The organism is Aquamicrobium zhengzhouense (assembly GCF_016124105.1).
Classification (GTDB): domain Bacteria; phylum Pseudomonadota; class Alphaproteobacteria; order Rhizobiales; family Rhizobiaceae; genus Aerobium; species Aerobium zhengzhouense.
Window position 1 is genome coordinate 116,388 of the sequence record NZ_JADGMQ010000008.1, and the last position, 13,739, is coordinate 130,126.

The window sequence follows — 13,739 nt, forward strand, 5'->3', positions numbered from 1 at the left end:
GTGGAGTTCTTGGCGGTGAAGTTCGGAGCGAAACGAGCGAACTTGCCGAACGTGTAGTCCGAGCCTTCGTTCTTGTTGTACTCCATCTGGTAACGGAGGTAGCCGCCGATCTTCAGGCAGGTCTCGGTGCCCGGAATGTAGAAGTAACCGGTGCCGTAGGTATCGCAAATGCGAACATATTCCATGGGCTCCGGCTCAGCGATGATGATCGCGTCAGCGGCCTGAGCGCCGGTAGCTGCGACAGCGGCAGCTGCGGAGCCGAGAAGCAGGCTCTTGATGTTCATGGTGTCCCTCCAACGAGAACTTAAATTGGGTTGGCCTGATGGCCGACTGTGAAAAGAATCCGGTTCTAGCCCCTCTTTTCATTTGCATTCATCCGGCATCACGCGCGGGCAATCAAGGCAAATGCGCAGCAAAAACAGTTATAGACCAATACTGGTTCGAAGAATGTGGCGATTGCGACACACTACCAAATGGTAGTTCTGACGAGTATTTAGGTGTCTACGATCGTCACGAGTAGACAAGTTAAGTAAAGCGCGCTTAGATGTGGCTCTCGATCTCCAGTCGAGGTTTAAATTTGCCCCTCAATGTTTTCGATAAGCTCGGATGTTGAGGGGCTTTTTTATTTCTTTAAAGTATAATTCCATAAAAGTGGGGCTGCGCCTATAAGGGCGGGCGATGTCTGGTAGTCGGAGTCATCCGCGGGAATGTCTGGAATTTGAAGAGGCAAGTAATTTGGGGAATGGTGCGGTTTGGACGCGTCTATTCGACTTGCCTCAACGAGCGAAGGCAACGCAGCGGCAGGTCAGGTGCTGTCAGGATGCTTGAAAAAGAGGCGAACGGGTCCGATTAGATCACAAATTAACATGTGATCATGTGAGCGGGCCGTGAACGGTTCAGCCTGCTTATGCCAGATCGATTTCGATCAGGCTGCGCGTGCCTGTTGTACCGTCGCCATAACAGATGGTGGTGCCCAACTGATGTGCCATTGCCGAGATCAGGCGCGTTCCCAGTCCGGTACCCTTTGGCGTGCCGGTTCCGTTCCAGCCAATCCCGTCATCTTCGACGATAAGAGTGGCGCAATCTTCGTTGGAACGATGAAGCAGAACGCGAACTTCACCAGCCCGGCCATCCGGATAGGCGTATTTGTAGGCGTTGGTGAGGAGTTCAGTCACAATGACGCCGACCGAGACAGCCTTGTCGGTGGTGATGCGAACGCTTTCCAGGCGAGTGCGCACCTGCGCCGGATGGCCGTGCGCCCGCATGGTCGTGTCGAGTTCATCAATCAGCGACTGAAGATAAGAATCAAGTGACACCGAGCGAACATCATCGGAGCTGTAGAGGCGCCGATGCAAACCGGCGATCGCTGAAATGCGCGCCTGGGTTTCGTTCAACGCGTTCTTCGCGAACTGGTCGGTGACGGCAGAGGCCTGCAGGCGGACCATAGCTGCGACGAGTGCCAGACTGTTCGCGACGCGATGATTGACCTCATGTAACAGTATCTCAGCCCGGTCGCGTGCGGCACGAATTGCCTGCTCTGCTTCAACCCGCTGGCGCTGGAGGCGTGCGGTCTCGATCGACTGCTCGATCGCATTTATGAGCAGGACAATGAACTCGTCGCCAACCGTCTTGATCACGTAGTCGGCCGCGCCTGACTTCAATGCATCAACTGCAACCCGTGGTTCTTGGGAGCCCGTGACGTATACCACCGGGGGAGCAGAGGCTTGCTGCTTTAATTTCTCGATGACGCTGAGGCCGATGCCGCCGTCGAGAAAGTGATCAAGCACAATCACGTCGATCCCGCCCTGCGCTATGCGTGCAAGGCCAGCCTCGGCGGTCTCAGCATGCTCATATGCATATCCGAGCCGAAGCAATGCCTTCTCGACGAGCCGGCACAGCGCCGCATCATCGTCAATCTGCAGGACGCGATATGTGCTTTCAGGCAATTAAGCGGTCTCCGGAACTTGCATCACAGAAAAGAACAGGCCCAGCTGCCGTATGGCGTTGGCAAAGCCATCATAGTCTACTGGCTTCGTAATGTAGACATTGGCGCCAAGATCGTAACAGCGCTGGATCTCGCGCTGGTCGTCGGTCGTTGTCAGAACCACCACCGGAGAGCGCCGGATGTGCTGATTGTTCTTGATCTTTTCCAGAATGGATACGCCGGTCATGTCGGGAAGGTTGAGATCGAGCAGGACCAGAAGGTGGCGCCCCGCGCTTTCCTCGCCCGATCCATCGGCACCTAACAAGAAGGTCAGCGCGTCTGTTCCATTGGTGAAGGGGATGATCTCGTTGTTCACGCCGGCCCGACGAATGTTTTTCTCAATCAGACGTGCGTGGCCCTCATCGTCCTCGATCATCACGATGGTTACAGGGGTGGCGCGGTTCATGCATCGCTCCTTTTAACGGTCCTGACGTCGATCGGCAGGAGAATATTGAATGTGGTGCCCTCGCCGAATGTCGAGGTCATGGTAATGTCGCCGCCAAGGGCGCGGACCAGAGCGCGGACATGTGCAAGGCCGATACCTTCCCCTGGCTGGGTTTGCGGGCCCGATCTACGGAAAAGGTCAAAGACGCGCTGGTGGTCTTCGGCGCTGATGCCCCGCCCATTGTCTTCAATTGATACCCGTATCTGCCGGCGTGCAATCCTTTCAGCGGAAATCCGGATCATCAAAGGCCGGTCGGCTGCCCGGTATTTCACCGCATTGTCGAGAAGGTTGCCGATGATCTGTTCCAGTGACATGCGGTCAGAAAAGATCTTGGGCACGTTCACCGCTAGGTGAGTTTGGCCGTCTGCCTCAAGCACCTGGTGCTGGATGGTAGCAAGGTTGGCTTCCAGCAGTTCCTCAAGGTCGATCTCTTCCGGCCTGATTGGCCGCTTGCCGTCACGCGATATTTTCAGGATCGCGTTGATCAACGTGTCCATCTTGCGGGTCGACGATCGAATGAAGCTGATCGCTTCAGGAAGGTCCTCAGAAGCGGCGAGACGTGCGTTGGCTATCTCTTGCTCGCTGAGGGTATTTCCATCTGCAAGAACGTAGGCCTGGATCGACTTCATCGTCTCGTCGAGCTCGCTCGTGAAGCCCATAATATTGACGAGCGGTGCCCGCAGATCGTGCGTCACGATGTAGGCGAAACGCTGGACTTCTTCATTTGCGTTCATCAAGTCGCGCGTGCGCTCGTCCACACGTTGCTCCAACCCCTCGTTCAGAGCCTCAACTTCCGCATGGGCTTCCATAAGTTCGCGTGTGTGACGAAGGACTGTCACGACGGCGCCGCCCACCACGATCAAGATGATGGCGCCGCCGGCCAGCGAGATCATGCGCAGCAGGTCCGCGCTTTTTTTCTGATCGAGTATGGTGTGCTGAAGGTTTTCATCTGCTTCGGCAACGATCTGGAGGAAAAGTTCGCGCGCGTCGTCCATGATCTGACGACCCTGATCGGTGCGCACAAGCGCTACCGCCTCGTCGGCGCGACCGTTGCGGGTGAGCCGGATCGTTTCATCAAGCTCTTCGAGCTTCATCTGGAGGGTTGGGCCGAGCACCTCAATACGATCACGGTATTGAGGTTTGCCAGCCACGTCGGCCTTCAGGATTTCATAGAGTGGCATCACCCGGTCGCGCGAAGTGTCGAATGGCCCCAGATATGTCTCGTCACCCGTGATGATGTAGCCGCGCTGCGCGGACTCAACCTGCTGTAATGCCACACGCAGATTGATCGTATTGGCGCGCAAGTCTCGCGCGTTCAGCATGTCATCGAAATAGTGCTGGGCCCGGTTGATCAGCCAAACCGTTGTGCCGACAATGATCGCGAGTGCGACGAAGCCGATCATGAGCATCAGGGCGCTGCTGCGCAGGAATGCAGTCTGATTTAACGGCATCGATCCCCCATAATTCTAATGCGACACTCGCTCGACATTCTTTAGATGTGATTAAAAAGCCGATACACTATCAATTGTCGGCGGTTGTCTTAGGTCGGACGACAGTTGACGGGTGCAGCGGACATGAGCAAGTCTGTGGCTTGCCTCCGGACTGAAGCCTTAGATCGATCGGCGTCCCGAATGCTTGAGCCCCACCCGAAATACGCAGAGATTTATGCCAGTTTCCGTTGGTCGATCCCCGACACGTTCAATATTGGGTACGCAGTATGCGATAGCTGGGCAGAGCTTCAGTCAGATCGGCCTGCCATCTATGATTACCGTACGGAAGGACAGCCCGACATTCTTAGCTTTGGAGAGCTAAGAAGCCGTTCCGATGCCTTGGCTGCCGCCCTTAAGGCGAAGGGTATAGAGCGAGGCGATCGCGTTGCAATTCTATTGCCCCAGTGTTTCGAAACCGCGATAGCGCACGTCGCCATCTATAAGCTGGGCGCAATCGCGGTACCGCTTGCGATGCTCTTCGGCGTCGAGGCCCTGGAGTATCGGCTGCACACAGCCGGGGTCCGGGCGATCATCACCAATGGATCAGGGCTGGAGAAGATAACGCAGATCCGGTCAAGGCTGCCGAATCTTGATCTGATCGTTTCGACTGACGGTGCAGGTTCGGGCGCGGTTGGGTTGGAAGACCTCATCCGCAACTCGTCAGGTGACTTCAAGTCAGTGGAGACCCGATCAGACGACCCCGCGCTCATCATCTTCACATCAGGGACAACTGGGCCGCCGAAGGGCGCATTGCATGGCCATAGGGTGCTGCTTGGCCATCTACCCGGAGTTCAGATGCCGCATGAATTTTTTCCGCAGCCGGGGGATCTCATGTGGACGCCAGCCGACTGGGCCTGGGCCGGAGGGCTGTTGAATGTGCTGTTGCCGTCCCTTTATTTCGGCATTCCTGTGGTCGCATCGAGGTTTGAGCGTTTCGATCCGGAAGCGGCCCTGGGACTGATGGAAAAGATGAGGGTACGCAACGCTTTCATTCCGCCGACCGCCTTGCGGATGCTCAAATCGCAGACGGGGTTGGCGAAACGTTTTGATCTCACACTACGGAGCATCGGATCTGGCGGCGAAGCGCTGGGGCGCGAAACCTATGAGTGGGCGCGTTCCGAACTCGGATTATCGATCAACGAGTTTTATGGTCAGACGGAATGTAACCTTGTCCTCTCATCATGCGCCCAGATCGGCGTCAGCAAGGCAGGAGCGATCGGAAAGCCTGTTCCCGGACATCGCGTTGCGATCATAAACGAGGAAGGTCACGTGATGCAGAAAGGGGAGGCCGGTCAGATAGCCGTCCTGCGACCGGATCCGGTCATGTTCCTTGGATACTGGGAAAATCCGGTCGCGACTGCCAGGAAATTCATCGGAGACTGGATGGTCACCGGCGACCAGGGAATGGAGAGCGAGGACGGCTATTTCCATTTTTTCGGACGCGATGATGACGTCATCAACTCCGCCGGCTACCGGATCGGGCCGAGCGAAGTTGAGGATTGTCTTACGGGACACCCTCAGGTCGCGCTGGCGGCTGTGGTTGGTAAGCCGGACGCGATCAGGGGCGAGATCGTCAAAGCCTATGTTGTGCTCCGAGAAGGGGTTGAGCCGCGTCCAGGGCTCGATGCGGAGATCAGTCACTGGGTGCGCGAGCGCCTGTCGGCTCATGAATATCCGCGCGAGGTGGAGTTCGTCGACTCCATGCCCCTTACAACGTCCGGAAAGGTCATACGCCGAATCTTCCGGGACCGGGCACGCGATGAGACGCAGGCAGCACGGCTCTAGCGCTTCAGGGCGCGCTTTGCCTTGTCGCGCAAGTCGCGGGCAAAGCTACGAACCTGCGTTGCCCGTTGCAGCTCCTGCGCGGTCTGGCGTGTCCTTCTTCCGGCGTCTGGCGTTAATCCGATGACCAGCGTGCCCAGGGTACGGCGCTCCTTCCACAATCGCGTCATGACGGGATGGTGAGGCACAGCGCAAGAATCCGTGGCGGTGATGTTAGGGTCTTCCAAATGGGAGCGGGTCACATCCAGCATCAAGAGCGTGCCTGGTGAGAAGGATGCGTAGTCTTCGTCATAGGCGGTCTTCCATGTGTAGGCGACGCCGTGTTCGATGAAAACGATCAGGATCGCGATAGGAGTGCCGTCCAGAGACAAGCTGTGAACGCGGCACATGTCCTTTTCGCTAAGGCGCTGCGCCGCTTCACGCGCGAAGGCGGCAAGAAACCGGTCCACAGCCATCGCCGTGCGGGCGCGGCCCTTCCAGCCGCCGGCCTCCAGAGCCAGGAATGCTTCCACGCCAAGGCGGATATCATCGGGGTGCCGGGCCACCCGGTATTCAAGGCTCCCTATTTCGCCGAGCTTTCGCCTCAGCCGTCGGAACTCACGCAGGTGATGGGACCTCAGTGTTTCGCGTAGATAGTCATCCCCGCCAAGGTCGCTCTCGAGAAAAGCGCGCTCCACGTGGTTGGTCGTTTCCACCGGGAGGTTCCGGCTGTCTGCCAGAACGCGCACCATCGAAGCGAAGGGCCCGTCGAGCCGTACCTCGGGCATGACGAACACATTTGGCAGTTTCAGATGCGGCCGAGCCAGCATCGCGAAAAAGTCTTCAAGGACGCCGATCGGGTCATCGCGATCCAGCAAAGGAGTGCCCAGGGGACCGAACATGTTCGACCATGTTCGAAGATGTGCGGTCGAGAACGGGAGGGATGGCTTTTCAATTGTGAACGGCACCAGAAGCCGTAAACGGCTCCGGCGCTCGTCATCATCGCGGATGACGGCGAGCTGAACATCGCGATCCTCGAGGCGCGGCATTGCGGGGGCAAGGAAGCGAGGATGGAAAAAGATGTTCGGTTCGATCGCGCGTGCAGCGAGGAAGTCGAGCTCCTCAACAAGTTCGAACCCTGCTGAGGCGGGATAGACGGACAGTCGCCGTTCGCGCTTTGACTGCAACTGCTCCACCAGCGCAGGTGGGGTATCTGAGCTTTCGATATCAGCAAAGTGACCGATCATTCGGCCCGATGCGCTGCCACTCAACTCTTCCAGGATCGGAATTGCTACCACTGCACTTCTCCGGCAGCTGGGCGGCGCTTCAGCGATATCACCATCGCGATGCCCAGTTTTTTCCAGACGATCAGCGCCAGCAGCAACGCCTCAAATACCATCGCGGCAACCATACCGACCGCCGCGCCCCACAGGCCGAGGCTCGGGATCAGGATGATGTTCAGCCCGACATTGAGGAGGAGGGCCCCCGCGTAAATGGCAGCGCAAACATTCTGGCCGCCGGTCATGGTGAGAAGGCTTTCCGCCGGCCCGACTGAAGCCCGGGCAAGTACCCCCAGAACGAGCACGAAAAGTAGAGGGTACCCACCATCGAAATCGGGGCCAAACAGCATCAGCATCGGCTTGCCAATGATGAGAACACAGATCGCCATCGCAACAGATGGCCAGAACGTCCACGATACGGTCGCCCGCGCAAAGTCACCTAATCGTTGCTGATCGTCATGCTCGAAATATTCGGCATAGCGCTGAGCCGCTCCGGCTTTGACCGAGAAATAGACGAAGTGAACCAGAGCCAGGATTTTCACGGTGGCGAAGTAGATTGCCACGTCATGCGGTTCCATGAACCAGCCAACCATCAGGACGTCAGCGTTCGTCAGGATGAAGACAAAACCCTCGATGAGAAATATCGGGAACGACACGAGGATCCATTCACGCAGCCGCCATTTCGGCTGTACCTGTCTCACCTCATTGGCGACGCGCGGAAGTATGGACAGGGCTTGCCAGACGGTCGTGATCAACGTTGCCAGGATCGCACATACCATCGCGGTCTGACCGGTGTGCGGGTAGTCGAGGAACATGGCCAGGGCCATCAGCGCAAGGATCAGGACCGGGCGAAGAATGTAGATTGGCGCCAGAGCAAGGATCGCCCAGGAATTGGCGCGTGCCGTCCCTTCGATCGTGTCCGAGATAGCGATCATCGGCAGGCAGATCATCCCGAGATAGAACGGGATGATGTAGTAACTCTCAAAATGATCGTGAAAGAGCCAGATGCCTGCGATGCCTGCGGCGGCGATTAGGAGCGATAAGCCCAAAACCAGAGCGTGCGAGGTTTGCAGGATACCTCGCAGTTCGGCGAGCGCTCCTTGCACCCTGTATTGAGGAATGAAGCGCACGATCGAGGTGTGGAAGCCGAGGCAAGACAGGTTTCCGGCGATCAGCATCGTTGTCCAGACCAGCACGAAGATGCCGTATTCGAAGCCACCCATCCATCTGGCCATCAATACCTGGCTAAACAGGGCGATGAGGGCACTGGAAACGCGGATGATAAAAGCCGTCAATGACGTGCGGCCGGCATTTGTCCTGTCTTCGGGCGAGAAGATAGTGGTGTCGATACGATCCAGAAACGGCTTCAGCCGCATTGCCAGAGATTCCGGCAGCAACCGATCAGCCGTTGCAACTGCGGAAAATCGCACCTGTTTACTCCACCCTGCCGAATGGCATCAAAGACGGTGATAGCGCGGAACGCTTAAAAAACGGTGAGATGGCCTGACCGGTTCGGACAGTGCAAGCCGGTCAAAAACAAATCGCGCGCCGGTTTCCCGACGCGCGCTCGTTTAATTACGCTCTTGGCTGCTTAGAAAGCGCCGTGGCAATGCTTGAATTTCTTGCCGGACCCGCATGGGCACGCCTCATTGCGGCCGACGTGACCCCACGTGGACGGATCAGCCGGATCACGCTGGTCCGCGGGGACAACTCGTGCCGCTGCCGGAGCAAGCGCTATATCACCATCGCCGAAATTGTCCTCGCCGGTCGTTACATCGACGTGCTGGCCGCGAAGCTGTGACGGGGCCTGCGGGGCAGGGGAATCCGCAGCTTCGCGCACGAGTTCGACGCGCATCAACTGCGCGGTCACGACTTGGCGCAGACTGCCAAGCATCGTCTGGAAGAGCTCGAATGCCTCCGACTTGTATTCCTGAAGCGGATCGCGCTGTGCATAGCCACGGAAGCCGACGACCGAGCGCAGATGGTCCAGATTGACCAGATGCTCGCGCCACAGATGATCGACTGCCTGCAGCATGATGGACTTCTCGACATAGGCCATGATGTCCGGGCCAAAGCGCTCGGCGCGCTCCTGCGCTGCAGCGTCGGCTGCTGCCATGACGCGATCGCGGATCTGCTCCTCGTCGATGCCTTCTTCGCTTGCCCACTCCTCAACAGGCAATTCCAGATTGAGGTAGGCGCGTACATCTTCCTTGAGGCCAGCAATATCCCACTGCTCTGCATAGGCAGTTTCCGGGATATGCTTGGCGATCATCTCTTCGACGACATCCTGGCGCATCTCGGCAACGGTATCGCCCAGATTTTCACCGTCCATCAGTTCGAGACGCTGCTCGAAAACGACCTTGCGCTGGTCGTTCATGACGTCGTCGAACTTGAGAAGGTTCTTGCGGATATCGAAGTTGCGGGCCTCGACGCGCTTTTGCGCCTTCTCCAGCGCCTTGTTAATCCAGGGATGGATGATCGCTTCGTCTTCCTTCAGGCCAAGTTTTTGCAGCATGGAGTCCATGCGCTCGGACCCGAAGATGCGCATCAAATCGTCTTGAAGCGACAGGAAGAACTTCGAACGACCGGGGTCGCCCTGACGGCCTGAGCGGCCGCGAAGCTGATTGTCGATACGACGGGATTCGTGACGTTCGGTGGCAAGGACGTACAGACCACCGGCATCAAGAGCCTGTTGCTTCAGCTTGGCGACATCTTCGCGAATCGCCTTTTCCTTGGCGTCGCGCTCTGGACCGGCCGGCATATCGCCAAGTTCATGGGCAACGCGCATGTCGGCGTTACCACCCAGCTGAATGTCGGTTCCGCGGCCTGCCATGTTGGTCGCGATGGTGATCGCGCCCGGGCGGCCGGCCTGCGCAACGATTGCAGCTTCCTGCTCGTGGTGCCGCGCGTTCAGGACCTGGAACTCCGTGAAACCTTCCTGGCGCAGACGCTCGGCAAGGTGCTCCGACTTCTCGATCGAAGTCGTGCCAACGAGAGTCGGCTGACCCTTGGCGTGCGCCTCGCGGATTTCGCGGACGATGGCCCGGTACTTCTCCTCGACGGTACGATAGACCTCATCGTCTTCGTCGATGCGCTTGACCGGAAGGTTGGTCGGTATCTCGATAACTTCGAGCCCGTAGATGTTTCCGAATTCTTCCGCTTCGGTCAGGGCCGTACCAGTCATGCCGGCAAGCTTGCCGTACATGCGGAAATAGTTCTGGAAAGTGATCGATGCCAGAGTCTGGTTCTCTGGGTGGATCTTCACCTTTTCCTTGGCTTCCAGCGCCTGGTGCAGGCCTTCCGAGAAGCGGCGGCCAGGCATCATGCGACCGGTGAATTCGTCGATGATGACGACTTCGCCGTTGCGCACGATGTAGTCCTTGTCACGCTGGAATAGGCGGTGCGCCTTGAGGGCATTGTTGACGTGATGGACGATGGCAACGTTCTCGACGTCATAGAGCGAGGCACCCTTGAGAAGCCCGGCATCACGAAGCATGTTCTCAAGCTTCTCGGTGCCTTCTTCCGTGAAGGTGGCCGAGCGCTGCTTCTCATCGATCTCGAAATCCTCGGCCGAAAGGCGCGGAATGAAGGTGTCGATCGTGTTGTAGAGGTCTGAGCGGTCTTCAAGAGGGCCCGAGATGATCAGCGGCGTGCGCGCTTCGTCGATAAGGATCGAATCGACCTCGTCAACGATCGCGAAATTATGTCCGCGCTGCACCATCTGCGCGCGATCATATTTCATGTTGTCGCGCAGATAGTCGAAGCCGAGCTCGTTGTTGGTCGCGTAGGTGATGTCGCAAGCGTATGCCGCCTGGCGCTCCTCGTCCGACATTCCGTGGACGATGATACCTGTGGTGAGGCCGAGGAAGCCGTAAACGCGGCTCATCCATTCGGCGTCACGCTTTGCCAGGTAGTCGTTGACGGTGACGACGTGGACGCCCTTGCCGGACAGTGCATTCAGGTAGGTGGGCAGCGTCGCCACCAACGTCTTGCCTTCACCGGTACGCATTTCTGCGATGCTGCCGCTATGCAGCACCATGCCGCCGATCAGCTGCACGTCGAAGGGGCGCAGCCCAAGGGCGCGCTTGGATGCTTCACGCACAACGGCGAAGGCCGGCACCAGAAGATCATCAAGCGACTTGCCTTCAGCAATCTGCGCCCGGAACTCATCCGTCTTGGCCCTCAGTGCCTCGTCCGATAGCGCAGAGATCTCACTTTCAAGCGCGCCAATGGCCTCGACGCGGGGTCGGAAACCCTTGATACGACGGTCGTTGGATGAGCCGAAAATCTTGCGGGCAAGAGCGCCAAAGCTGACCATCAATGGTCCTTTCAGTACGGAGCGCCACGGGGGTCGCGGCAAAGCCCGCTGTCGATCTGCCTTGCGGGCCGTGAATCGGGGATAACGTCCATCAAAACCCTTCTGGACGCCAAGTGGAAGGACAGATAAGAGGGGCCACAAGCGATGTCAACGCCGCGCTACCTATGGTCAGCGAGCGGAAATTCGCCACATTTCGGCTTGTTTGAAAGGTGTGCGCCCGCCTTGGGCCGATCCCATACTGGAGACAACCATATGATTCACTCCTTCCGCCGCCTGCCGATGATCAGTTTCGGCGTTGCAGCAACGATGTTCGCTTTCGCTGGAGCGGCCGGGGCGCAGGACGAAAAGCCTGCTGAGGCACCGGCCAATGCGGTGGTCGCCACGATCAATGGTACTCCCGTCACCGAGACGGATCTGCAGGTCGCAATTTCCGACCTTGAACAGCAGTTTGCCCAGCTTCCGGTCGATCAGCGCCGCGCAGCCGCGTTGTCGGCAATCATCGAAATTCGTTTGATGGCGGCGCAGGCTGAAGATGCGGGCCTTGCCGAGACCGAAGAGTTCAAAAGCCGCATGGCCATGCTGCGTGATCGCGCACTGCACAGCGCCTACATCGAGAAGACGATTGCCGATTCGGTAAGCGACGAGGCGATCCGCGCGCGCTACGACGAAGAAATCAAGGCGCTGCCGGCGACGGAAGAAATTCGCGCGCGCCACATCATCGTCGCGACTGAGGAAGAGGCAAAGGCGATCATCGCGGAGCTCGACGCTGGCGGTGACTTTGAAGCTATTGCCAAGGAAAAGTCCCAGGATGGTGCTGCTGCTCAGGGTGGCGACCTTGGCTACTTCACCAAGGGCCGCATGGTTCCAGAATTCGAGGCCGCGGCATTTGCGATGGAAACCGGAGCCTATTCCAAGGAGCCGGTGCAGACACAGTTCGGCTGGCACGTCCTGAAGGTCGAGGACAAGCGCAACGCCGAGCCGCCTGCATTCGAGCAGGTTGCGCCGCAGTTCCGTTCTATCCTGCTTCGTGAAGCTTATTTCGAGGCCGTCAGCGATCTGCGTGAGGACGCGGAAGTCGAGATTGCGGACGAGGTTCTGAAGAACGCGCTTCAGGCAGTCGAGGCCGAGGCAGAGGCCGAAGGCGACGACGAAGAAACTCCGGCCGCTGAATAATCCAGATACGCCTGCGAAAGCTGTCCACCATGTCGGATACCATCTCCCCACTCGCCCCGAAGAAGCAGCCACGCATGCCCGCAATTGACGGGTTGCGCATTGCCACTGCTGAAGCCGGGATCAAGTACAAGGGTCGCACAGACCTGCTGGCTATGGTCTTCGATGAGGGGACAACTGTCGCGGGCGTCTTCACGCGCTCACAGTGCCCATCGGCCCCGGTCGATTTTTGCCGCCAAAATCTGCCAGGCGGCTCGGCGCGGGTGCTGGTCGTCAATTCCGGAAACGCGAACGCCTTCACCGGGAAGAAAGGGCGGGAAACAACCGCTTTGACCGCAGAGGCTGCTGCCAAGGCAGTCGGCTGCTCTACCAATGAGGTCTTTCTTGCCTCAACCGGCGTGATCGGCGAACCTCTTCCGGCCGAGAAATTCTCCCACCTCCTTGAGGGGATGGCGAAAGCGGCTGAGCCTGCGCTGTGGTCCGAGGCCGGCAAGGCCATCATGACCACCGACACCTATCCGAAATACGCAACCGCGAAGGTCGATTTTGGCGGGGCCGAGGTAACGCTCAACGGTATCGCCAAGGGCGCCGGGATGATCGCGCCCGACATGGCGACGATGCTGTCGTTCATTGCGACGGATGCGCCGATCGACGCGCGCGTGTTGCAGGACCTGCTGTCGAAGGGCGTTGGCAAGACGTTCAACGCGGTCACGGTCGACAGTGACACGTCGACCAGCGACACGCTGATGCTGTTTGCCACAGGAGCTGCTGCGAAGCGCGGGGCAAAGCGCGTCACTGACGTCAAGGACCCCATTTTGGTCCCGTTCCGTCGTGCGCTCAACAAGATGCTCAAGAACCTTGCGCTGCAGGTGGTTCGCGATGGCGAAGGTGCGCGTAAGCAGGTGGAAATCACCGTTACGGGTGCCAAGTCGGCACGTTCGGCAAAGCGCATCGCGCTGTCGATCGCCAATTCGCCGCTCGTCAAGACCGCGGTGGCGGGCGAGGATGCCAATTGGGGTCGTGTCGTGATGGCTGTTGGCAAGGCCGGCGAGCCGGCTGATCGCGATCTGCTTGCCATCTGGTTCGGCGACATTCGTGTCGCCGTCGAGGGAGAGCGCGATCCAGACTATTCGGAAGCCGACACTTCCACCTACATGAAGCGCGACGAGATCGTTATCCGCGTTGACATCGGCCTTGGCCGTGGCAAGGCAACGGTCTGGACCTGCGACCTCACCAAGGAATACGTTGCCATTAATGGTGACTACCGCTCCTGAGGCGGTTCGGGAAGGAC

Annotated in this window: 10 protein-coding genes; 3 read left to right on the forward strand and 7 right to left on the reverse strand. The window is 58.4% G+C overall.

Annotated features, from left to right (window positions below):
• The 4 genes from IOD40_RS12720 to IOD40_RS12735 all read right to left on the reverse strand — a co-directional run.
• Positions 1–284, reverse strand: a 284-nt coding sequence (locus IOD40_RS12720) for a porin (protein ID WP_198476921.1), incomplete at its 3' end; no start/stop codon positions are given.
• A 621-nt stretch (positions 285–905) separates the two neighbouring features.
• Positions 906–1,946 carry a histidine kinase dimerization/phosphoacceptor domain -containing protein gene (locus IOD40_RS12725; RefSeq protein ID WP_198476922.1) on the reverse strand — a complete coding sequence of 347 codons (1,041 nt, stop codon included), beginning with the start codon at positions 1,944–1,946 and terminating at the stop codon, positions 906–908.
• Positions 1,947–2,390: a response regulator gene (locus tag IOD40_RS12730; RefSeq protein WP_198476923.1), complete on the reverse strand. Its 444-nt coding sequence runs from the start codon at positions 2,388–2,390 to the stop codon at positions 1,947–1,949.
• Complete coding sequence (locus IOD40_RS12735) at positions 2,387–3,880, reverse strand: sensor histidine kinase (protein WP_198476924.1); 1,494 nt, start codon at positions 3,878–3,880, stop codon at positions 2,387–2,389. Before IOD40_RS12735 ends, IOD40_RS12730 begins: the two co-directional genes overlap by 4 nt.
• A 180-nt stretch (positions 3,881–4,060) precedes the next feature.
• Between IOD40_RS12735 and IOD40_RS12740 the strand changes: the two genes are divergently transcribed.
• Positions 4,061–5,704: an acyl-CoA synthetase gene (locus tag IOD40_RS12740; RefSeq protein WP_198476925.1), complete on the forward strand. Its 1,644-nt coding sequence runs from the start codon at positions 4,061–4,063 to the stop codon at positions 5,702–5,704.
• Here IOD40_RS12740 and IOD40_RS12745 read toward each other — a convergent pair.
• The 3 genes from IOD40_RS12745 to secA all read right to left on the reverse strand — a co-directional run bounded on the left by IOD40_RS12745 (position 5,701) and on the right by secA (position 11,278).
• A complete protein-coding gene (locus IOD40_RS12745; protein WP_198476926.1) occupies positions 5,701–6,978 on the reverse strand; it encodes a GNAT family N-acetyltransferase in 1,278 nt (425 codons plus the stop codon). The two genes, IOD40_RS12740 and IOD40_RS12745, sit on opposite strands and share 4 nt — an antisense overlap.
• Positions 6,972–8,390, reverse strand: coding sequence for a lipopolysaccharide biosynthesis protein (locus IOD40_RS12750; protein WP_198476927.1), 1,419 nt, complete (start codon positions 8,388–8,390; stop codon positions 6,972–6,974). The genes IOD40_RS12745 and IOD40_RS12750 overlap by 7 nt, the downstream gene beginning before the upstream one ends.
• 161 nt (positions 8,391–8,551) lie before the next feature.
• On the reverse strand, positions 8,552–11,278 hold the full coding sequence (gene secA / locus IOD40_RS12755; RefSeq protein ID WP_198476928.1) for a preprotein translocase subunit SecA: 2,727 nt from the start codon (positions 11,276–11,278) through the stop codon (positions 8,552–8,554).
• A 252-nt stretch (positions 11,279–11,530) separates the two neighbouring features.
• Between secA and IOD40_RS12760 the strand changes: the two genes are divergently transcribed.
• Positions 11,531–12,451: a peptidylprolyl isomerase gene (locus IOD40_RS12760; protein WP_198476929.1), complete on the forward strand. Its 921-nt coding sequence runs from the start codon at positions 11,531–11,533 to the stop codon at positions 12,449–12,451.
• A gap of 29 nt (positions 12,452–12,480) precedes the next feature.
• Positions 12,481–13,722 carry a bifunctional glutamate N-acetyltransferase/amino-acid acetyltransferase ArgJ gene (gene argJ / locus IOD40_RS12765; RefSeq protein WP_198476930.1) on the forward strand — a complete coding sequence of 414 codons (1,242 nt, stop codon included), beginning with the start codon at positions 12,481–12,483 and terminating at the stop codon, positions 13,720–13,722.
• Positions 13,723–13,739: the final 17 nt, after the last annotated feature.

Coding starts and splice junctions, on each gene's coding strand:
- IOD40_RS12730 (WP_198476923.1), bottom strand. CDS start 2,390: ATGAACCGCGCCACCCCTGTAACCATCGTGATGATCGAGGACGATGAG.
- IOD40_RS12735 (WP_198476924.1), bottom strand. CDS start 3,880: ATGCCGTTAAATCAGACTGCATTCCTGCGCAGCAGCGCCCTGATGCTC.
- IOD40_RS12740 (WP_198476925.1), top strand. CDS start 4,061: ATGCTTGAGCCCCACCCGAAATACGCAGAGATTTATGCCAGTTTCCGT.
- secA (WP_198476928.1), bottom strand. CDS start 11,278: ATGGTCAGCTTTGGCGCTCTTGCCCGCAAGATTTTCGGCTCATCCAAC.
- IOD40_RS12760 (WP_198476929.1), top strand. CDS start 11,531: ATGATTCACTCCTTCCGCCGCCTGCCGATGATCAGTTTCGGCGTTGCA.
- argJ (WP_198476930.1), top strand. CDS start 12,481: ATGTCGGATACCATCTCCCCACTCGCCCCGAAGAAGCAGCCACGCATG.